Below are 24,219 nucleotides of genomic sequence, written 5' to 3' on the forward strand. Positions count from 1 at the left end.
ACAAAACTTATTTCTATTTTCCGAGCCTTTATTAATAACGTGATATTCTATTTGACATATCATGTAATAGTTACTATTAAGATTTTAGTATCTATCTAGGTTGGTCTTAAAAATAGGTGTGAGTTAAAAAGACTAGTAACCAATTAAGTTATTTCTTCGTGCTATTGAGAAAGTAATCAATTGTGAGTTTTATATTGTTGTGTAACAAAATAAATAATAAGCTACTTTTTGTAGAAGTTTGGATAATGAAGTTAGTTTACTTTGAAAAAAGAATCAATGACATAGTCCAAGTTTACTAACAATAATCGAATATTTTTCTTGGAGATTATGAACAAACAAATTTAATACTATGAATGCTTCAAGAAGAACAGGAATGGGTTCAACTCCGTTCAATGAGAATGGTCAAACTGGAGTTACCTTCAGAACATGGGCTCCTTTTGCTAGCAAAGTAGAAGTGATTGGAGATTTTACCGATTGGCTAAATAATCCTATTGAACTTGTCAATGAAGGAGGAGGTATCTGGTCCAGAGATATTGAGCTTGCAAGAGTGGGTAGTCAATATAAGTTTCAGCTGACGAATATGCATACTCAAGAAGTACTGATCAAAACCGATCCTAGAGGAAAATTAATTCATGATAACTCTGGTTGGAATGCAGAAGTTGTTGATGATAACTTTGATTGGGGGGAAGATCATTTTACTGCAATTCCATGGAATGAAATGGTAGTTTATGAGTTACATATCGCATCTTTTAATCGTTCTGAATATAACCGTCCTGGAAATTTTGATGCTCTTTTAGAAAAATTAGATCATATTGTTGATTTAGGGTTTAATACAATTCTTTTGCTACCTATTTTTGGTTTTAAAGGTGAAAATTCTTGGGGTTATAATACAGCGTTTCCTTATGATATTGAAAGTGCTTACGGTAATCCTGATATCTTTAAAACTTTTATTAAAGAATCACATCGTAGAGGTATAGCAATTATTTTAGATGTTGTTTTTAATCATTTTGGATCATATGCATCACATGAATTAAATCAAAGTTTGACAAGGTTTGATGGATGGAAAGTACATGATGATCATGATGGAATTTATTTTTATCATGATTGGAGAAGGAAAACGGCATTTGGCCCTAGACCTGATTATGGTCGTGGTCAGGTTAGAACTTTCATTCGTGATAATGTAATGATGTGGGCAGAAGAATATCGAGTAGATGGTTTTAGGTTCGATTCTACAGTAAATATTAGAAATGCAGATGGAAATGATGGAGAATATAACTCAATTTCTGATGGGTGGAATTTGATGCAGTGGATTAATGAGGAGCTAAAAAGACATGCACCTTGGAAAATTAGTATTGCTGAGGATCTTCAAAACAATGAGTGGATAACTAAAACAACAGAAGAAGATGGAGCTGGTTTTGATAGTCAATGGAATAGTTATTTCTTTCATCAAATTGATAAGAATATTACTACTAGTGATGATACTTCTAGAAATATGTTTGAAGTGAAAGATGCTTTAACTTATCATCATGGAGGTAATCTAACAAGAAATATGATTTACATCAATAATCATGATGAATGTGGTGATCTTAACAGAAAATTCCGTCTTCCTGAACGTATATGTTTTTCAAATGCTGACTCGTGGTATGCTAAAAAGCGAACAGCATTAGCTACAGGTTTACTTTTTACATCAGCTGGCATTCCGATGATTTTTCAAGGAGATGAGTTTTATGAATGGGGTACATGGAGTGATACAGTAGAAATTGATTGGTCTAAAAAGGAACGATTTAGTGGGATTGTTCAGCTTCACAAGGATTTAGTTTCATTGAGACGCAATCTTAAAGGAAATACACGTGGGCTTCAAGGAAATAATATTAATGTTTTCCACGTCAATAATAGTGATAAGGTAATAGCTTATCATAGATGGTATAATGGAGGTATGGGTGATGATGTAATTGTTATTGCCAACTTTGGAAATAAATCTTATGGAAATTATAAAATTGGCTTACCTAATGGAGGCTTGTGGAAAGTAAGGTTTAATAGTGATTGGAATGGCTATAGCCCTGATTTTAGTAACCATTTCAGTTATAATACTGAAGCATTTTATGAAGATCAAGATAACCTGCCTTTTAGCGGTAATATAGGTTTGGGACCCTATTCAATGATAATAATATCTCAGTAAAATAGATGGAAATATTGAGGTCTGAAATGAAAGTTTCAGGCCTTTTTTATAATCTCTGTTTTTATCTTTGTTAAGTACTAAGCCAAAAATAAATCATAGTTAATTCTAATTTATTTTTTGTGAGTACAACGCTAAAAAACGTATTAATAGTGGTTCTATTGAAAGTTTTTTGAAGGAAGTAATCGCAAAACAATGAATAAAATTAGTATTAAATAATTTTGTCTTGGTACTTAGTATAAACAACCTATGCGGTTATGGATTTTAAGCATTGGCAAGTAGTGTTGAAAAAATAGAATTGAAAGAAAGACAGGAAGCTTAAATTTTTTAATTAAAGGGATAATCATTGACTAATTATGAAGAATACCACAACAAAACTGGAGCAACTTGTTCATCAAGGTGTTGAATTTTTATCTAAAGCCACAGTATTGGATTTGACCACAAAGTCAAGTCCTGAGAAATGGTCGAAAAAGGAAATTTTAGGTCATCTTATCGATTCGGGAGTGAATAACCTTCAGCGGTTTACTGAAATTCAATTTGAAAATAAACCTTTCAAAATAGTAAGTTATAATCAAGATGAGTTAGTAAAAGCAAATGATTATCAGAATGCTGATATTATGGAATTGCTTGTTTTTTGGAAAGCGATAAATAATAGGATCAAAATAATAATGGAAAAGCAGACTTCTGAAACATTGGCTTACCCTATTTTGCTTGGGAATGAAGAAGTAAAAGATTTAGAGTTTTTGATGAAAGATTATGTGGTGCATTTGGAACATCATCTTCATCAGATTATAGATAAATAGATCAAAAAACACCCTTGCAATTCTCCAAAATTGCAAGGGTGTTTTTTTAGCTTCTAAATTTTATAAGGAAGAATATCTGTAATGTTATTTTCATCAATTACTTTTCCTTGGAAAGCTTTGAGTTTATTTCTGTACGATTCTATTTTAAGTGTAAGTGTACGATCTTCATTAAAGTAGTGCCATGTTTTCATAGATTCACCCACAGGTTCTGGACTAGTTTTAGAAACTTTGAAAACTAACCCTTTTTCAACATTATCTTTAAAGAATCGATGTCCATTGAAGTATAGTATATTGGCAGGGTTGCTTTGCACTCTAATTTTCTTTTCTAACTCTGGGTCGATTTGGAAAACATTCACCGCTTTACTCCAAAGTACTTTTTTGAAATAACCTTCATTCGAATACCTCAGGAACTTCTCTTCTAAGTCATGTTGACAAATAAAGAAACGCTCAGAGTTTTTGTCTTCAAAATCTTGTTGATACTCTTCTACGATCTGCCATGTTTTTCCATCAAGGTCAAACATAAAGCCTTCTTTTAAATGATCTAATGTAGGAAGCGTAGGATCAAACTCTGGCAGATTTAACGTCTTAGGTTTGATGCTTACTTTAGTTGGAGAGTACTTGTACTTTTTCTTCTTAATACCATACTTAAGGGCAATATCTCTAAATATTTCCTGTGCTACTTTCCGGTTGAATTGCTTCACTTCTGATGGAATTGTAAATAGTAATACAAGCCACCAAATACCAAAGCCACCTCCAGTAATCCAGAAAAGAAATTGCTCTAACCATTTTCCAACATAACCTAAGGAGACGTTGAGTGGAAAAAAATGCAATAAATACATGATCACTTTAGAGCGCTTAAACTTCTTCATCTCCTGATAGAACTCATATTGTGCCTCTTCAGGCATATCTTTAAATTCTAGAATCATGGAGTAAGGAAGGTATTTTAGGTCTTTTTGTGATAAAATTAAATTTGACATCTAGTATTGTGTTTTGATAGTGATTTTTCCATGTATGTGTTCATAAGAATTAAGGTGTCATTTATTTACTACGTATCTAACTTAGCATTAGGTAATTAAACAAAAAAATGACTTAATGTAAAATGAAAATAATGGAAATGTAAGTTAATTGTATAAATAAACTAGACGTGAAAATGTTTCACGGAGTTTCATAATAGGAGTACAAATGTCCTTTGTAATGAAGATAAATGAAGGGTGATGTAAGTTGAGTAAATATTCAGTGGATTGATCACTGAAACTTCTCAAATCACATCACCCTTATTTTGTGCTTTGATATTAGAATATATTAGGCCGGGTAATCTTCGCCGATTAGTATTCTTGCCTTACCCTGAATTACTTCTTGAACTGTCTTTTTTTCAATCTTTCCTTCTAGCCAAGAAATAATATCAAAATACATAAATGGATGTTTTTCAAATTGATCATTTTCCAATGGCTTCAACAAATCTTTTAATTCAATAAAGGCATTGGTGAGCTCATGATCATTCATATTTCTGGAGAGTTTTTTCAAGAATTTCATAATATAAATCTGAAACTTGAAGAGATTGTCTTTGCGTAACATGAAACGATAAGTCGACTTTACATAATAATCAACCAAGTCAGTATTTCCCATTTCATAATGACAGATTAGATTGACGATTCGAGCATAAACGTGTACATCTTCACGCACATCCATTTCTAATGCATCAGAATTAATAATTCTATTGAGCCACTTAGAGGATAGCCTAAAATCACTTGCTCCAAAATAGAGACAGGCAATTTTGTAATATAAAATTAGTCGAGAGTGCTTGTTGAGTTTTTCAATAAAGAATTCAATATTATTTAAAAGCAAATTGACTCTTTGAACACCCCCTGTAAAATCACCCAACATAAACAGGCGGTTAAACTCATGAACGTAAGAGTATTTTAGGAGTTTCATTTTGATATTCTCACTCAATTCAATCTTATCATTAGAACGGATTTTTCTGAAAAGTGATTTTGTTTCATTAAATTCTCTATACTTATAAAGTTTGTATTGCCCTATCAATAAGTTATTGATCGTTCTGATATAAACATCTAATCGAGATGGGATCAGATCAGTGTCATTATGAAAAATATTAAGGCATTTTTGAGCATAATCATACCCTTTTTCTACCTCATGAGTAAAATAGTAAAAGCCGATATATAGTTCATAAAGTGATAATTTTTCATTGATGGAAAACTTATCTTCATCAATAGAAAGGATATCATTGTTGACAAGGTCGTTGACTTTCTTTAGGTCCTTTTCACTTTTTACATAACCAACCTTAAGGTAGAAGGCATTTAATTTCGCTGAAATGTTAGAGAACTTGTTGATTTGATTAATACGATCATTGGTGTCTTGTACTTCTTGGATCAATTTGTTTACCCTTCTTTGATTGTGTTTGTCCAAAGTGTGAGTGAGCAAACTCTTTTCCCACCTTAGTATTTCCAAGAGTAACTCCAAATGATCACTTTTCTGAGCTTTCTTTTTACTCTTTCTCAAAATATCCGCACATTGTTCATACAATCCTCTATTATATAAGAGTTCAGCATGATCAATCATTTCTCTGATTTCGGCATCTTCCATTTTGGTCAGATGAAATTGCCTTAATGCTTGTAAAATTCTTTTGTAGAGATGAGCTTTTAAATTGGAGAACTGAATAGGTTTTAACTCAGGAGTGGAAGCTAATAATTGCTCCTCATCAAAAACATCTTGCTTGTCAATTAGTTCAAATAGGAGCATGAATTTTTTTGAAGAATTATTCTTCGATTCGTTAGAAACAAGTTTAAAATAACGTTTCTCGCTTCTCGACATTGATTTAATTAACTGATATAAGTGATTTGATCTTTCCTTAGGCATCGTATTTATTATGATCTTTAATAACCTTACACATTGCCAAATTTACATTCTATTCACATAAATATTAAATTAAACATCGTAAAATGTATTTTTTTTTGTTTTTGATGCTTTTGATCACCTTTTACATTAGCAAAACAATACCAATAGAATTGTTTTAAAAATAGATTATAACAGACACCTTTCAAGAAGTGTTTAAGCCTATGAACGATAAAGTATTTATTTTCGATACAACGTTGCGAGACGGAGAACAGGTACCAGGGTGCCGTTTGAATACAGAGGAGAAGTTAGTTATTGCACGTGCTCTCGAAAATCTTGGCGTTGACATTATAGAGGCGGGTTTCCCAATTTCAAGTCCTGGAGACTTTGAAGCAGTTAACAGAATTGCTAAAGAAATTAGAAACGCGACAGTCTGTGGTCTTACTAGAGCGGTTAGAAAAGACATTGAGGTTGCAGCAGAAGCGTTAAAGCCTGCCGCAAAACCAAGAATTCATACAGGGATCGGAACTTCTGATCAGCACATCTTCACTAAATTACGTTTAGACAGAGATCAAGTGATCGAAAGAGGTGTAGAGGCAGTGAAGTTGGCAAAAACTTTTGTAGAAGATGTTGAATTTTATGCAGAAGACGCAGGTAGAACAGATAATGTCTATTTAGCTCGAGTCGTAGAGGCTGTCATCGCAGCCGGGGCCACAGTGGTAAACATCCCAGATACTACAGGATATTGTATCCCAGAAGAATACGGAGCTAAAATCAAGTTCTTAAAAGAGAACGTAAAAAATATTGACAAAGCGATCATTTCTACACACTGTCACAATGATTTAGGAATGGCAACTGCCAATTCGTTAGCAGGTGTAAGTAATGGAGCTAGACAAATTGAGTGTACTGTAAACGGCATTGGTGAACGTGCAGGTAACACTTCAATGGAAGAAGTAGTGATGGCAATGCGTAAGCATAACATGTTGAACTTCGACACTGCTATTCACACTCAAAAGATTTACGAAATCAGCCGTTTGGTATCAAATACTATGAACATGCCAGTTCAGCCAAACAAAGCGATTGTAGGTGATAATGCATTTTCTCACTCATCAGGTATTCACCAAGACGGTGTGATCAAGAGTAGAGATAACTATGAAATTATTGATCCTGCAGAAGTAGGCGTTTCAGAATCTTCTATTGTATTGACAGCAAGAAGCGGTAGAGCGGCATTATTCTATCGTTTACAGAAGTTGGGTCATACACTAGATCATGATGTTTTAGAAGAAGCTTACAAAGCTTTCTTGCAAAAAGCAGATACAGTACAAACTGTAGAAGACGAGCACCTAGAAGAATTGCTTCAAGTGCTTAAAGTTGCCTAGTGGTAACTTACTAAAGAGAATTTATGTTTATATGTGTTTATATATGGTTAAAAACCATTTATGGTTAGTATGTGGTAAGTGCGGCTTCCGATTGGAGGCCGTTCTTTTTTTGTCTTGTGATTTTTAGGTGCTTGTAGAAGGCTCATTTGATGGGCTTTTTTGCTTTAAAAACGTTGAAATAACACTTGTCTTATTGCTGTACTTTTTCTTTGCCAGTACAGCTCAAAAACTGTCAACTCAAAAGAAATCTTCGATTATTTCTAACTTTTTATAAAATATTACTCTTTTTTTTAATTAAATGTAATGAGTATTGTTATGTATTTGGTAAATAAATTGACTTATTTTATTTAATATTTAAAATATCTATTATTTAACCTCTTTATATTATCACTTTAATAAAAACTGACTTTTAGCAGTTGATTATGTGGTTAAAAAAACACTAAAAAGGTGTTCATATCCCATAAATTGCTCTTAAGAAACCTCCTACATTTGTAATGTACAAAAACAAAAAATATGTATTTCATTTCATACTAGATAGATTTATTGATAATAATAACAACAACAATCGGAATTAATTTAACAGTAATGTTCTCATACTTTTTGCCATGTAAATAGTTTGAAGCGTTTATTAAAAACGTGTTTTTATTCCAATTCAATTATTTATTAACTTATCATCAAAATTGTTCCAACATAAGTATTACCAATAATGACACTCTTCAAAATTTGAAGGGTGTCATTTTTTTTGCATTTAGATTTAAAACTAAAATTTCCTACTTCATCCTTAAATTTTGAGTTCCTAACATGCACTTAATAAATTTCCAATTACATTTGTCTTAAGTACTATGTAGAACAAAAAAAGTCTACACACTTTTTTAGATATTGGTCCAAGTCACGCTTTCAGCTTAAGACTTGAACTATTTTCAGTTTTTATGAAAAACCCTTTACATATCTATAAACCAACAAACAAAATGGAGAAAAGAATTATACAAATTGGAGCTGTTTTTTGTGCACTTGCCGTTGCTATTGGAGCATTTGGGGCACATGGATTAAAACCTACCTTAGAGCAGTTCGGTAGAATAGAGACATTTGAGACAGCAGTGAAATATCATTTTTATCACGGATTGGGCCTGCTTATCTTAGGTGCTTTGGCGAGTAAACTAGAGTCGAGCTGGTTGAAATGGTCTGCTGTATTTATGGTACTAGGTATCCTTATTTTCTCCGGAAGTTTATATATATTGTCATTGACAGGAATTACATGGTTAGGAGCTATTACTCCTATAGGAGGTGTGGCTTTTATTGCTGCTTGGGTTGCATTGGTTTTTGGGGTGAAAAAATAAAGGTGAACCATAGCTCTGTAGCAGAAAAGTAGCGATCATCCCTTGAATTGATCATCAATAGAATTGGTTTGAAGTCGGTAGGTTGTAAATTAGTACTACCATCAAAAGAAGAAAGAAAAGATGAATAAGCAGTGGAAATTACTCCCTGAACCTAAAGAAGAATATGTCAAAGCTTTATTAAAGCAGCCCAATGTACCTAAAGTCATTGCTAGTTTATTGGCACAAAGAGGGGTACAGACAATTTATAGTGCACGTGACTATTTTCGACCGACATTAGAAAAATTGCATGATCCGTTTTTAATGAAGGATATGGATGTAGCGGTGGCGCGTCTTACGTTGGCGATTGAAAAAGGAGAGCGTATTCTTTTTTATGGAGATTATGATGTAGATGGAACGAGTGCCGTTGCTTTATTTATGCATTTCTTTCAAGACTTTTACCCTAACATAGATTTCTATGTGCCTGATAAGTATACTGAGGGGTATGGTGTTTCATTAAGAGGCATTGAATATGCAGCTACAACCAATTGTCAATTGATAATTTCGTTGGATTGTGGTAGTTTGAATCATGATGAGATTGCAGAGTCAGTCCATAGAAATATAGATTTTATAGTTTGTGATCATCATCAGGTTGGCGATGAATTACCCAAAGCTACAGCCGTTTTAAATCCTCAAAGAAGTGATTGTAACTATCCTTTTAAAGGACTTTCAGGATGTGGAGTAGGCTTTAAATTGTTGCAAGGGTTTTGCCAGAAACATGGTATTGACCCAACACCATTATGGCAACACTTGGATTTGGTGGTATTGGGTACATCTTGTGATGTTGTCCCTATGTTGGATGAAAATCGAGTGTTGTGTAATCAAGGTATCCAATATTTAAGAAATACGGATAAAGAAGGTTTAAAGGCATTGTTTACAGTATTAAACTTAACGCCTGCCGATCTGAAGTTACAAGATCTGGGTTATAATTTTGGTCCTTTGATTAATTCAGCGGGTAGAATTGCGCATGCTCAAATTGCAGCAGAAGTTTTATCGTCCAAAGATCCTAAAGAAGCTTTGGAACAAGCCAAAGAATTGGGTCGTATCAATGATTTAAGAAAGAAGTATGATACCCAAAATACCAAAGAAGCACTAGAAATTGCAGAGACAGAACAAAATCAAAGTGCTTTAGTTTTATACAATGAAAACTGGCATAAAGGAGTTTTAGGTATTGTTGCTTCAAGGTGTGCTGAGAAATTTGGGAAGCCTACTGTGGCTTTAACGCTATCAAGAGGAGAAGTGACAGGTTCAGCGAGAGGTATTGGTGATTTTGATATTCATGCCGTATTGTCTAACTGTCAGGATTTACTTTTGAAGTTTGGTGGTCATACCTCAGCGGCAGGTGTGTCATTAAAGGAGGAAAATTTGTCAGCTTTTAAACAAAAATTTGTGGCGGAAGTAGACAAATTTACGAATGGAAAGGAATTTGTATCGGAGGTAAAAGTAGATTTAAATGTAAATCTATCCGATCTAGACCTTACTACCGCCGGGATAATTGAGAAAATGAGGCCTTTTGGGCATGATAACCCTCCACCTGTTTTTCAAGCCAACAATGTTGTTGTTGACGGTACTCCAAGAGTGTTGAAAGACAAACACCTTAAGATGAAAATTAGTCAGGGAGAAGGAGAACAAAAATTTGACGCTATTGCTTTTAATCAAGTAGAACAGATAGAAGCATGTGTAGGAGGCAAATTAGATATACTTTTTAGATTGGAAATCAATGAGTTTAGAGGAAATAAAAATCTTCAACTCAATATTAAAGAAATTAAGCCGTCAGAATAGTTTTTTGAGGGTGAAGACTAAATAATAAATATGGGACAGAACTTAACACCTTATGTTAAAATACTCCTGATTATGAATTTAGTAATATTTGCGTTGCCTTTCTTGGGAAGCATATTACCAAATTTATCACCGGGGTATATCGAAGCTTTTATTTTTGATTCATTAGCCTATCATCACCCTTGGTCTGAGAAATTCCAAATATTTCAGCCTATCACATATATGTTTGTGCATAGTGGTTTTGGGCATTTGTTTTCCAATATGTTTGCTCTTTTTATTTTTGGGCCAATGTTGGAAAATGTTCTTGGTTCAAAGCGTTTTCTAGCACTTTATTTCTTTACAGGAATTTTTGGAGGAGCATTATATGGTTTAGTCAACTTTTATGAGGTTTATAATATAGAACTATTAGGGGCTGAATATATGATGAATCAGACTCCGGGGAATTTTTATAATTTTGTTTCTAATGTCCCTGACTATCAATTGTTCCAAGGTGAAGGGGTGCTTAGTATATTGAAGTATGGAAATCAAAATTACTTACCGTATGTTAGTTCTGTAGGAAATGTATCATTGTATGATTTTGCTGAGAATACATTTTTCTCTGCTCCAGCAAATACAGATTATAAACAAATGGGAGATTTGATTGTGAAATTTTTCCATGACAGAAAAATCAATACTCCAATGATGGGTGCTTCAGGAGCGATTTTCGGTATTCTTTTCACATTTGCCTTTTTGTTCCCTAATTTAAAATTGATGCTTTTATTCCCGCCAATTCCAATCAGAGCGAAATACTTGGTAGGAGCCTATATATTATATGAAACATATGAACTTTTAAATCAAAACCCAGCTGACAATGTTGCACATTTAGCCCATTTGGGAGGTGCTTTGTTTGCTTATATTTTGATGAAAAAATGGAAATACCAAAGCTATCAATAGTGGCATATCGATCATAAAATAACTATAGATGAAGTGCTTTTAAAAGAGGACTTCATCTATCTAATATAAAAATGTAAAAAGGGATGAATAATTGGGAACATTTTTAAAAGTAAGGGATTTTCCGTAAATTAAAATACCTAATACTTAAACCTTTGTGATTAAAGTAGGTTTTCTAATTATCACCCATTAAACCTTTATTTTAACTTCTTATGAATGGCTTTATCTCCGATTTAAAGTATACATGGAACAAACCTGGAAGTGGGCTACTTCGACTGATTATCGTTAATGTTGTCGTATATGTTTGTATGAGCTTATTGATGCTTGTATTTAAACTATCAGGTTTACATGGTATTTATGATCAATATATATTTAGCAATGTAGCCTTACCACCTTATATCTATGACGCTGTCGTGAAGCCTTGGACGCTGATCACTTATTTCTTCATGCATAGTATGAGTGATTTCTTTCATATCCTTTTCAATATGTTAATCATGTATTGGTTTGGGATAATCTTCACTGAGTTTTTAGGGGATAAGAAGTTAGTTGCACTGTATTTTCTTGGTGGTATTGCCGGTGGCCTAGCCTATTTATTAATGTACAATGTGGTTCCTTATTACAGAGGTCACATGGAAATGGTTAGTGGACTAATTGGAGCCTCAGCTTGTGTATATGCAATTGTAGTAGGTGCCGCAACAATTGCCCCTGATTATAGAATAAACCTTTTGTTTGTAGGTCCTGTAAAAATCAAATATTTAGCTGCAGTTTATATCTTCTTGTCATTGATACAATCAGCTGGAAGTAATGCAGGAGGAGAAATTGCTCACTTAGGTGGTGCTTTGATGGGATTCTCTTATGTCTCTCTATTAAAAAGAGGAACAGACCTTGGGAAGCCATTGTATGCGATGACCAATTTTTTCACCAACTTAACAAAGTCGGATAGAAAGTTGAAAGTGGTTCATAGATCAAAAGGCAAGGCAGCCAAAAAAACACAAACTACGAAAACAACCAATCAGCCTACACAAGACAGTGTAGATGAGATTCTTGATAAAATTTCAGAAAGAGGGTATGAAGGCCTGACACAAGAGGAAAAAGAAATTCTTTTCAAGGCAAGTCAACGTAAACACTAAAAATAATTTGTGAATAGGTAAAATGAGGAGTATAATTTTATCATTCTGTATAGTGTAATTCCCTTTATTTTATTAATATTGTAATGAAATAGCTTAAAAGTCATTTTTTCTTAAAAGAATGACTTTTTTGTTTGTGAAATTTAAAAAGTAACAATCAAGCACAATTGAAAGTGTAGTATTTAAATAGCAGAATAACCAGGCATTGATAACCTATTATTTTTTGAACTGCTCTACACTGACTACCAACGCTTTGAAATAAATACATAGCATATGGATAAGGCAATTTTAGACAAATATGAACTTGTAGTAGGATTGGAAGTTCATTCACAATTACAGACTAAAAGTAAAATTTTTGCTTCAGACCCAACAACCTACGGTCAGGATCCTAATGTTAATGTCAGTACAATTACACTTGCATTGCCAGGTACATTACCCAAAGTGAATAAATCTGTAGTAGAATATTCTATCAAAATGGGATTGGCATGCCATTGTAAAATTTCAGAATATCAATTCTTCGATAGAAAAAACTATTTCTATCCAGATTTACCAAAAGGATATCAAACAACTCAAGATAAAACACCAATCTGTATTGGTGGCCATGTAGATGTAGTGACTAAAGCAGGTGAAAAATTTACAGTGATTCTTAACCGTATTCATATGGAAGAAGATGCTGGAAAATCAACACACTTAGAGGGTTCACCTGATACTTTGGTGGACTTGAACAGAGCTGGAGTACCATTGATGGAAATCGTGACAGAACCATGTATTCATGATTCAGCTGTAGCGGCAGCCTTTGTAGGTGAAATCCGTAAGATTGTTCGCTACTTAGAAGTATCTGATGGTAATATGGAAGAGGGTTCATTACGTTGTGATGCCAATGTTTCTGTACGTTTGAAAGGCGATACAAAATTGGGCCAAAAATGTGAGATCAAGAACATGAACTCCATGCGTAACATTCAGAGAGCAATCGACTATGAAATGCAACGTCAGATTGACATGATTGAGAAAGGAGAGGAGATCATTTCAGAAACAAGGACATTTAATGTTGAGACAGGTAAAACCTATGGTATGAGAACCAAGGAGACATTAAATGATTATAGATATTTTCCATGCCCAGATTTACCACCAATGATTGTTAAACCAGAATGGGTGGAAAAAATCAAGCAAGAAATGCCAAGCTTACCTTATGAACTGGTAGAGAAGTTTATCGCAGAGTATAAGCTTTCAGAAGCAGATGCCTATCAATTGACAGAAACAAGAGAGACGGCTTCTTACTTTGAAGCTTTATGTAATGCTACTAAAAACTTCAAGTCGGCAGCAAATTGGATGAACGGCCCATTGAAATCAATGGTGAATGAAAGTGGTACTTCTTATGCCGAATTACCTGTTCAACCTGCTCAAGTGGCTGAAATTATTGGATTGGTAGATGATAAAAAAGTAAGTCATGCTGCAGCAACACAACAATTATTGAAAGCAGTGGCGGAGCGTGAAGGAAGCAAGCCTGAGGAAGTAGCTAAAGAGTTGGACTTGATTCAAGATAGTGGAGATGACTTCTTGGTGCCATTAATTGAGCAAGCAATTGCGAAGTTCCCTGATAAAGCGAAAGCGTACAAAAAAGGAAAGAAAAACCTTTTAGGGTTATTTATGGGAGAGGTGATGAAGTTGGCAAAAGGTAAAGCTGACCCTCAAAAAACAAATCAATTGCTAAGAGAAGCATTGGAAAAATAAAGATCTGTGTATATTGCATAAGGAAGTAGTACATCAAATCTGATGGAATACTTAGAAAGCACCTTGTTTTGGATTGAACAAGGTGCTTTCTCAGTAAAATATTTATTTTATTTAAGCTTTAAATAAGGTAGATAAAGTAAACATTATTACTGCATCATAAAGAACATAGCAACTTGTAAACGTATAATTGTGAAGACATTACACAACATTTTTTTCCTATTACTTGCTTTTATAGTAGTAAGTTGTGGTGGGGCCAAAGAAGAAAAAAGAACATACCCTGCTTCCGTAACAATTTCAGGTACCCTCGAAGGACAATCAGAAGGAACAAAAATCATATTATATACTATTCAAAGTGTTGGAGGTAAGAAAAATGTAGCCGAAGCAACGACAGATGCTAAAGGGGCTTTTGCATTAAAATATACCGTGCCTAAGATTGGTTTATATACTTTGAATATTGGAAATCAAGCAGAAGAACTTGTAGTTCTTGAAACAAAGGATTTAAAAGTGGAGAACAATGGTGAATTCTTCAAAATAACAGGTTCTAAAGAAAATGATCAACTAAATGAACTGAAGGATATGTATGATTCATTTTCAGAAAAAGGAAATGAATTGCAGCAAGAATATGCTACTTCTGAGCATAAAGAAGCAGTATTAGAAAAGTTCAAGAAGTTACAAGATGAACAGAAAGAAGCAGTAAAAGCAATGCTTAAGAAATTGGATGGAGCTTATGTTACTTTAGTAGCTTTAAACTTTATTCAAGATAAGGAAAGCAGCTTTGAGGTAATTTCTGAAACAATAGAGAAGTTAGAAACAAAGTTTCCTCAAGATAGCCTAGTGATGGAAGTAGCAAAAAGCTACAACGCTTTAAAGTCTACGATGGTAGGTTCTGAAGCAATGCCTATTGCCTTAGCGAGTCCAAAAGGAGAAACGATTGCTTTAGAATCTTTCAGAGGGAAATATGTAATGATCGATTTCTGGGCATCTTGGTGTAGACCTTGCCGTATGGAAAACCCAAATGTTTTGAAGGCTTATTCAAAATACAAAGAAAAAGGTTTTGAAGTATATGGAGTTTCTATTGATAGAGATGCAGAAGCTTGGAAGAAGGCTATTGAGCAAGACCACATTTCTTGGGCACAAGTATTGGATGAAGATGGTTCTGTTGCAACACAATATGGAGTGGAAGGAATTCCTTTTACTTTATTATTGGATAAAGAGGGTAAGATCATTGCCAAAAACCTAAGAGGTGATGCTTTAGAGAAAAAGCTTGAAGAGCTTCTAGGAAAATAAGAAATACCATGACTGAGTATATTCAGTTCTAATTTATAAACCCCAAAAATGTTGTTATGACTTTTTTGGGGTTTATAATTTTTAAGTCTATTTTCGAATTGAACTATATAAGCAGTTCACATTTAAAATTGGGATAAGTTGGATTATTATTTTTTAGTCTAATCAAGGCAGAATAGAAGAGCATAGCCGAAGCTACGTGATGATATTCTAACGAAGAGTAGGCTAAAAAAGACAATCCAAAACTTCCGATTTTAATTGTACAACTGCTTAAACACGTATGATTAAAACTTAAATCCGACTAACTAGAATTAGATAATAGGCTTCTTCATCGTGTTAAAATCAAAATAAATTAAAGCGAAACTATTTATGAATTTTAAACTAAATATCATTGCCAACTTATTGGCTCTATTCAGCCCCTGCTTTTTATTTGCTCAAAATGTTACTTTATCTACCACTGCTTCAGAAATGAATAGTGTGTTAGGTTATTTATCAAAAGACGCTTTAGAGAAGCATACCAAAGTATTGGCAAGTGATGACATGAAAGGTCGTAATATGCTGGAAGGAGGACATGAACTAGCAGCTGCTTATATCAAATCTTTTTACAACCTTAATAATATTCCAAAGTATAATGAGGAACGAACCCTTCAATTTCCAACTTTTGTCCCTCAATACACAAAGTTTAAAGTGTATAATCAGAATGCAATTTTGACAAAGGATCACTTTGACTTATTTCCATTTAACAGTGTTGATCTGAATGGAGATATAGAAATTTTGTATGTAGATAAAATTGATTTTAAGAATCTATACAGAAGGTATACTAGAGATAAAGGAGTCATATTTCATCATTATGACCCTTTTGATAAAATGAATACAGTGAAAATAGAAGATATAAATGCCAAAGTTTTTTTCTCAATCAAGGACAATGAACACAATTTAAATCGTAATGACTTTAGGTCAATCAGTAAACGACTACCAATTGCTTATTTAAGAAAATCGGAATATGAAAAATGGATTGCTAAGAATGATGATTCTTCTTCTGAGTGGGTCGGTGTGAATTGGAATACAATTCTTTCTTTATTTTCAGAGGAACAACAAGAAATGATTAGTAGGTACAATATGCTTAAGAAGAAAGAACAAAGGCAACTAAAAACCGAAATACATATAGAATCAAAATATGAAGTTTTGGAATATGAAAATGAGCATATTCTAGGGTTTATTGAGGGGACTGATTTAAAAGATGAAATAATATTGGTGAATGCAAACTATGATGGAGTTGGCATTCAAAAAGGTGTAATTTATAATGGAGCAAATGCAAACGCTACAGCAACTGCTGCAGTAATGGAATTAGCATTGGCCTTTCAAAAAGCAAAAGAAGCAGGTTATTCACCTCGAAGGTCTATACTTTTTGTAAACTTTACCGTCAATGAGATCTTCGCAATAGGTGAATTTTTCTTCTGTGAGTATTCTGGATTACCAATAGATAATATTGTGGCCAATATTACTTTTAAGCAATTAGGGAGGAAACATAAAGAGGTAGACGATGAGAACTATTGTTACTTGCTTGGTACACAACTACATTCTTCAAAGTATGAGAAGATCATTCTTGAAACGGCGAACACCTATGAGAAGGATCTTAAAATCTATACCAAGACTTCAAGCAGTACCTATTATGATAATAATCGAGTTTCTAATGCACTAGTGTTTAGAAATATACCAACTACTGTTCTAACAGATTATTGTCAAGAAGATTTATATGCCCCCACAGACGATGTTGATAGAGTTAACTTTGACCTAGTTTATAAAAGAACAAAATTAGGGATGAAATTAATATGGGAAATGGCTAATCGTTCGGATACTTTAGAAAAAGATCTATTTGTACCGAATAAGCATTACCCTGAATATTATTGGTAAGCACTTGTTAGGTAAGAAAGAGGTAAGAATTAAGAAAAATGGTTCGTGCTGTGGTCTATAAAGTAGTTTTTATGATGGTTCGTGAGCCACAAGGCATTGTGACTCTACAGAAGACTCTTTTCCAATTGTCTATTAATCGTCGCTTCAAAAAAAACTTACCTCTTCATTCTTTCCTCTTACCTCTTAATTCCCTTCCCCCTAAGTAAATTACCTAAAATTGAATGATGGGTAACCTTCTATCTGAAATAGAGTCTTTTTTCTGGAGATTTACAGTATTAATAAAAATTGTAACGCTCTCTGATATGAAAAATTATTCTAATGTATATTCGTCGTTAACCGAGGGAAACAAATTTCACTTTGAAAAAGTTCAATGGATAGATAAAATTAAAAAATTATATAAAGTTTGTATCAATTATGTTGAAAGTGAATTGATTCCGTCAGTTGACAGCATTAAAAATCTTCAAAAAAAATATACACCTTTATACCCATCTACATTAGAAACAGACGTTCCAGTTGTTGTTTCAAACATTCTTACCATTCCGTTAGAATTACATTATATGAAAAGGAAAAAGGATAATAAAGAGGAGAATTTAGATTATTCCGGTTAGATAAAACCCTTTATACTTAAAATGATAAGAGGTAGGAAAATTCTCAAAAATTAAACCGTATATCTAGCAATTGGTCAATGTTATGAGAAATGAAGTCTTTATATTGTTTTACCAAGTAAAACTGTTAATAGGCTATTTTCAGAGTGGTTTATTTACTATATTCCTATAAACCTAATAAATGAGGAAAAAATGATTTACCCGTTAAACCAATTTCTAAATATATAATTTCTATTTCAAGTTATTCTCTGTTGTAGTTTCAATCGCTTTATTCTGTAACACTGCACCTTTGAATGCTATTTATTGTAAGATCACTCTTTAGACCTAATTTTATTAAGAGTGATTGCTATCTAATGCAATACCCTATTATCACTCATGAAACCACTTACTATTTCAGTATTTTTTAACCAGAAAATACTGCCCATTATCGCTACATTCCTTTTCCTAAGTTACCCCATATTTGGACAAGGAGTTATTGAAGATATCACAGGAGAAGAGCCTGTGTATCACAAGTTCAAAAGATTAAAAGATGACCCTATTGCTCGACAACAGTTTGAGCATTTGATGTTGGAAAATCCAATCACACATGAAATTCCAGCCAATATCTTTGAACAAGAAAAAGCTTTTATTCAGAATATTCACTTTCAAAATGCAAAGCGCCTAAGATTATTTTCTTCCACTGCAACAGCTCCAAAATGGCACAAAAGAGGCCCTTTTAATGTAGGAGGAAGAACAAGGGCTTTAGCAATCGATAGAACCAACGAAAATATCATCTTAGCCGGTGGTGTTTCAGGAGGTTTATGGAGATCTATTGATGGAGGTAATAGTTGGACGAAAGTAACCGCTCCAACAGATCGTCAGAGTATTACATGTATTGCCCAAGATCCAAGACCTCATTTCTCCAATGTTTGGTATTATGGTTCAGGAGAAGTATATGGTAATTCGGCAGCAGCAGGAGGAGCAGCTTACAGAGGAAATGGTATTTATAAGTCAATTGATGGAGGTGTTTCTTGGACTTCTCTTGAAGGAACTACTTTTGATCCTACCGTTTCTGGAGGTGATTTTCAATATACATCAAGTATAGTAGTCCATGACAATGGAATAATTTATGTGACTCATCAAGGAGGTATTTCTAGGTCTTTTGATGATGGAAATACTTGGACCAAAGTGTTGGAAAATCAAAGTTCTCTTTACACTGAAATAATATCCAATGCATCAGGGAAATTATTTGCTACTATTTCCAATCATGGTTATTTCATGTCAGATGACGGAGAAAACTGGACAGAGATCACACCTTCAGAAGTTGCATCTATTTCATTAAGTAGAACGGTTATGGCTGCAGCTCCCTCCAATCCTGATGTGGTATACTTTTTTGCACATACCCCAGGAAATGGAACAAATGCACATATGTTATTGAAGTATACTATTTCGACTAACACATGGGATGACCGCACTTCTAATTTGCCAGCCTATGGAGGATATGTTGGTAATCTTTCTCAAGGAAGTTATAACCAATATATTAAGGTAAAACCAAATAACGAGGATGTAGTTTTTATAGGAAGTACTAACCTTTATAGAACTACGAATGGTTTTACAGATACTTCTGAAACCTCATGGATTGGAGGGTATTCGCCGGCAAACAACGTAAGCCAATATGAGAATCACCACCCCGATAACCATGCCATGGTCTTTCTCCCTTCCAACCCGGATATTGTGATTACAAGCCATGATGGCGGAGTGTCAAAATCCAAAAATATAATGGCAGAAGCAGTAGAGTGGGAATGTCTAAATAATGGCTATTACACCACACAGGCTTATGCGATTGCCATAGATGAAGAAACAACAGGAGATGCAAGGATATTGGCAGGATTTCAGGATAATGGTAAGTGGTATACAGACGCTTCAGCTACAGATGCAGATTGGATAGAGGAGTATGCAGGAGGTGACGGTTGTTACGTTGCTATTGTACCAGGAGAACACATCCGATATACAAGTACCCAAAACGGTAAAATTTTAAGATTTAAAGGAGATAATCCATCACAACCTACAGATTATGATGGTATACAGCCGACGAAAGCGTCAGGGCAATTATTTGTTCACCCTTACATTCTTGACCCCAATGACAGTGATGTGATGTATTATCCGGCTAAAAAGTCGTTATGGTTTAATTTGTCTCTTTCAAGTATCAATTCAGGCTATACTTTTAATGGTACTTCTAAAGGTTGGGATACTTATTCAAATGTGGCCACATCAGGAACTATTACAGCCGTTGCAGCATCGAAAAGTCCTGAGAACATTGTTGTTGTAGGGACGGGGAATGGCCAAATTTATAGAGTCAACGATTCAAGGTCTAAGTCTTCAAGTGTTGATCATTTAACAGCCAATAAAAACTTACCTAAGGCTTACGTTTCTTGTGTGGCAGTGAATCCAAAAGATGCTGATCACATTGTAGTGATTTTTTCTAATTATCAGACAAAAAGTATTTATCAAACAAAAGATGGAGGTACTACATGGGAGCATGTGTCTGGTAATTTGGAAGAAAATGAGGATGGATCAGGGGCAGGGCCTTCTGTACGTTGGGCAGAGTTTCATCAGCCTACAGATGGAGAAGAAGGTCTCTTTGTAGGGACGAGTGTAGGACTTTATTATTCACCAATCTCAAGTATCTCTGAAAATACTCATTGGATGCAACAAGGAGAGAAGGAAATTGGTGACGGGGTTGTGACAATGATCAAAACAAGAGAAGATGGTTTGGTGGTTGTAGCGACACACTCCAATGGTATTTATTCAGCTTACTATGGAGTGGATTCAATGCCACCTTTAGTAAAAACAACAATTGAGGAGCGTACCTATTCGTTGGGTGAGATCGTTGAAGCAATTGATCTCAATGATATTTTTGAATCACAAAATCAGAATAATTTAGTCTATGAGGTGATCACTTCTGATACGAGTGTGATCAAAACGTCTATTTCAAATGATACTTTATACATTGCAACCAATATTACAACAGGAACTGCTAAAGTAACACTTATTGCTTATGAAGGAGAACTTTCCTCTAAGGTAAAATTTGATGCAAAAGTAGAGAATATCGTTCCTGCATTATATGCTCAAACCAATCAATCGGGTGAAATCTATCGATCGCAATATTTTACTGATTTTGGGAAACCTGTTTATTTAGCGGAAGATATTTTAGTACCTGACGGTAAAAATTGGATCATTTCGAAAATAAAAGCCTATGGACAAAGTACGGGAGCTGATGTACCAGTAATTGAGGTATTTATTTATGAAGATAATAATGGACAACCTTCTGAAAATATCATTTATAGTTCAGGCCAAGTTCCGATATCAAGTTATGATGAAGGAGCTATCACCCATAATTTATCAACACCGGTAGAACTAACGCCAGGAACATATTGGGTTTCTGTAGCAGCAGTGATGTCGTATAGAAATCAAGGGAGTTGGTTTTGGAGAGGAACAGGTGCGCAAGAGACAAATGGAGGTTCTTTTTACTTGATCGATCCAGACAATTTATTCGGCAGAGGATATACCTCATGGACACACCCTACAACATTTGCAGCAGAAGATACCAACCTAGCCTTTGAGGTTTTTGGAGCAACTACTGGAAGTAATTCTATTGAAGAAGTTGAGGTTTTAAATGCTTCTTTATTGCCAGACGAGAACATTGAAATTGATTGGGAGAGTGTGAACCATATTTCTGGCTATAGCATTGAAAGAGCACAAAACATGGAAGGCCCTTTTCTACAAATTGCAAAAGTGGCCTCTGATAAAGTGAGTTGGGTAGATAAATCTCCGAAAACAGACGACTCTACTTATTATTACAAAGTAAAAGGGTTTAGTGCAGAAGGAAATGCTAGTAATTCTCCTATCGCATCAGCCACAATAAAAGACATTCCTAATCCTGTCGAAAACCTTACGGTAGAACTCCAAAGTAGAACGAGGTATTTATCGATTTCATGGGATGACAATAGTGAAAAAGAAGAGGGTTTTTATGTAGAGTACTCATTAAATCCTGATAAAGGTTTTGTTCCATTAGCGATTGTCGATAGAAATACGACAAGCTATGAATTTACCAATAATACTTTAGGATCTATTCGATATTCGTTTAGAGTAACAGCTTTTAATGGGAGTGGAAAATCGACCCCTGTTACTGCTTCTATCTTTACCCGTTTAGAGGCACCTGTAGAGGTGGAATACAAAGAGTTGACATCGAGTTCTTTACAATTTACATGGAAAGATGTGTCGGCTTTGGAAACAGGTTTTCTAATAGAATACTCTACAGATTATGGTAATACATTCCGTCATTCTTTCGTAACAGACGTGAATCAACAATCATTTCTGATTGATGGACTGACAAAAGGCTTTACATATTATTTTAGAATCCGCACGATCAATGGACTATTAGATGGAAGTTTAAATAGCGAATTTCTGTTGTTTGTACATACGATGAGTAATAGTTCAAAACCAAAAGCGGTGGAAGAAATCAATATTACCCCTTCTGATAGTTCAATTGTATTGTCATGGAAGGATGATATAGAGAATGAATTGGGTTTTGATATTCTTAGAAGAAAGTTAGGGGAAGAAGACTACTCATTGGCTGCTTCGTTGGAATACAATGATACTACTTTTGTGGATTTGGAAGTAGAGAAAGGTGAGATGTACGAATATGTGATAAAGAGTTACAATTCTTTAGGTAATTCGATCAGTAATGCTGTAAAAGCCCAAATTCCGATTGAAGCACCGCTGCTCACAAGCATCACCAAAGTAGAAGAAGGTCATTTCATAGAATGGGAAGATCTTTCTGACTTGGAAGAACATTATGTAGTATACCGCCAGGAAAAAGAAGGAGACTTTGAAGAGTTAGCGGTGTTGGATTCTTCAACAGTTAGTTATATCGACTCTCTTTTTGAATTAAATACGACATATACATACAAAGTAGCTGCGGAAAGGAATGGAGTTTTTTACATTTCAGATCCTAAAACGATTTCCACAGTACCACCTGTTCCAGTGGGGTTATCTAATTTTGTATTAGATACAGCAACTCAACACACGCTGACTATTTCATGGGAAGACACTAATGCGGACGAGCATGGTTACATGATTTATAGACAATCAGCAACTGAATTAGAGTCACAATTGATAGCAGTCGTAGACGCAGATGTAAATGTATTTAGAGATAGTCTTCTATCTGAAAATACCACATATACTTACAGCATTGTATCTTATATTTTTGATATCTACAGTGCTAGTTTGGAATTGGAGGCTACAACGTTGGAAAGGATTATTCCTTTACCAGCAGTTCCCTATAACTTAGATTTAAATTTTGATTCTTTAGATAATTCATTGCGTTTAACATGGAGTGATTCATCAGAAGTTATTGATGGTTATGAGGTGTTTAGAAGAGAGGCTACTGATACAACGCAGACATTAATTGCATCTTTAAATGCAGGTGAATTTCAAATTACTGATAGAGAATTTAATATATACCAAGATTATGTCTATAGTGTAGTAGGTTATAATGAAAGAGGCCGTTCACCTTCAGGATTTATCAATTTTGTAGGGCAAGAAATCCCAAAACCAATAGCAGAGGAAGAAGAGCCTGATGAAGATGATTCTTCAGGTGAAGATCCTACAAGTGAAGAGGAGGATAGTGATGAGGGTGATTCTGATTCCGACGATGACGCTAGTTCAGATGAAGACCCAATAAGCGGAGATGATGAAGAAGACGATACCAATGAAGGAGATTCTGATTCTGACGATGATGTAACTTCTGATGAAGACCCAATAAGCGGAGACGAAGAAGAGGACGATAGTGATGAAGGTGACTCTGATTCCGACGATGACGCTAGTTCAGATGAAGACCCAATAAGTGGGGATGATGAAGAAGACGATACCGATGAAAGTGATTCCGATTCCGACGATGACACTAATTCTGATGAAGACCCAATAAGCGGCGACAATGAAGAGGATGATACCGATGAAGGTGATTCTGATTCCGATGATGATGAAACTTCAGATGAAGACCCGATAAGTGGGGATGAAGAAGAGGACGACAGTGATGAAGATGATTCCGATTCCGACAATGACGCTAGTTCAGACGAAGATCCAATAAGTGGGGATGATGAAGAAGACGATACCGATGAAAGTGATTCCGATTCCGACGATGACGCTAGTTCAGATGAAGACCCGATAAGTGGGGATGAAGAAGAGGACGACAGTGATGAAGATGATTCCGATTCCGACAATGACG

Annotated in this window: 14 protein-coding genes; 12 read left to right on the forward strand and 2 right to left on the reverse strand. The window is 34.6% G+C overall.

What is annotated here, in order from left to right; all coding sequences use genetic code 11:
* Positions 1 to 349 precede the first annotated feature (349 nt).
* Positions 350 to 2,179 carry an alpha-amylase family glycosyl hydrolase gene (locus IC221_RS26055; RefSeq protein ID WP_188171751.1) on the forward strand — a complete coding sequence of 610 codons (1,830 nt, stop codon included), beginning with the start codon at positions 350 to 352 and terminating at the stop codon, positions 2,177 to 2,179.
* A gap of 353 nt (positions 2,180 to 2,532) precedes the next feature.
* Entirely contained in the window at positions 2,533 to 2,979 is a 447-nt protein-coding gene (locus IC221_RS26060; protein WP_188171752.1) for a DinB family protein, read from the forward strand.
* Positions 2,980 to 3,032: 53 nt separating this feature from the next.
* Here IC221_RS26060 and IC221_RS26065 read toward each other — a convergent pair whose 3' ends face one another.
* A complete protein-coding gene (locus IC221_RS26065; protein WP_188171753.1) occupies positions 3,033 to 3,956 on the reverse strand; it encodes a DUF4178 domain-containing protein in 924 nt (307 codons plus the stop codon).
* A gap of 325 nt (positions 3,957 to 4,281) precedes the next feature.
* Positions 4,282 to 5,853, reverse strand: a complete 1,572-nt coding sequence (locus IC221_RS26070) for a hypothetical protein (RefSeq protein WP_188171754.1) — start codon at positions 5,851 to 5,853, stop codon at positions 4,282 to 4,284.
* Positions 5,854 to 6,053: 200 nt separating this feature from the next.
* On the opposite strand from IC221_RS26070, the gene IC221_RS26075 reads away from it, so the two are divergent.
* The 10 genes from IC221_RS26075 to IC221_RS26120 all read left to right on the forward strand — a co-directional run.
* Positions 6,054 to 7,208: a 2-isopropylmalate synthase gene (locus IC221_RS26075; RefSeq protein WP_188171755.1), complete on the forward strand. Its 1,155-nt coding sequence runs from the start codon at positions 6,054 to 6,056 to the stop codon at positions 7,206 to 7,208.
* Between the two features lie 968 nt (positions 7,209 to 8,176).
* Complete coding sequence (locus IC221_RS26080) at positions 8,177 to 8,545, forward strand: DUF423 domain-containing protein (protein WP_188171756.1); 369 nt, start codon at positions 8,177 to 8,179, stop codon at positions 8,543 to 8,545.
* 120 nt (positions 8,546 to 8,665) lie between these two features.
* Entirely contained in the window at positions 8,666 to 10,363 is a 1,698-nt protein-coding gene (recJ, locus tag IC221_RS26085) for a single-stranded-DNA-specific exonuclease RecJ (RefSeq protein WP_188171757.1), read from the forward strand.
* Between the two features lie 72 nt (positions 10,364 to 10,435).
* A complete protein-coding gene (locus IC221_RS26090; protein WP_223241501.1) occupies positions 10,436 to 11,293 on the forward strand; it encodes a rhomboid family intramembrane serine protease in 858 nt (285 codons plus the stop codon).
* A 209-nt stretch (positions 11,294 to 11,502) separates the two neighbouring features.
* Entirely contained in the window at positions 11,503 to 12,420 is a 918-nt protein-coding gene (locus tag IC221_RS26095; protein WP_188171759.1) for a rhomboid family intramembrane serine protease, read from the forward strand.
* Positions 12,421 to 12,690: 270 nt separating this feature from the next.
* Entirely contained in the window at positions 12,691 to 14,148 is a 1,458-nt protein-coding gene (gene gatB / locus IC221_RS26100) for an Asp-tRNA(Asn)/Glu-tRNA(Gln) amidotransferase subunit GatB (protein ID WP_188171760.1), read from the forward strand.
* Positions 14,149 to 14,337: 189 nt separating this feature from the next.
* The gene (locus IC221_RS29960) at positions 14,338 to 15,435 is read left to right on the forward strand and encodes a TlpA disulfide reductase family protein (protein WP_188171761.1); all 1,098 of its coding nucleotides are present in this window, start codon (positions 14,338 to 14,340) and stop codon (positions 15,433 to 15,435) included.
* Between the two features lie 366 nt (positions 15,436 to 15,801).
* Complete coding sequence (locus tag IC221_RS26110) at positions 15,802 to 17,346, forward strand: M28 family peptidase (protein ID WP_188171762.1); 1,545 nt, start codon at positions 15,802 to 15,804, stop codon at positions 17,344 to 17,346.
* A gap of 224 nt (positions 17,347 to 17,570) precedes the next feature.
* Positions 17,571 to 17,954 (forward strand): hypothetical protein, encoded by a 384-nt coding sequence (locus tag IC221_RS26115; protein WP_188171763.1) that lies wholly within the window; start codon positions 17,571 to 17,573, stop codon positions 17,952 to 17,954.
* A 372-nt stretch (positions 17,955 to 18,326) separates the two neighbouring features.
* Positions 18,327 to 24,219: fibronectin type III domain-containing protein (locus tag IC221_RS26120; RefSeq protein ID WP_188171764.1), on the forward strand; the 5,893-nt coding region annotated here is incomplete at its 3' end.

This window comes from Flammeovirga sp. EKP202 (assembly GCF_014534745.1).
Classification (GTDB): Bacteria; Bacteroidota; Bacteroidia; order Cytophagales; family Flammeovirgaceae; genus Flammeovirga.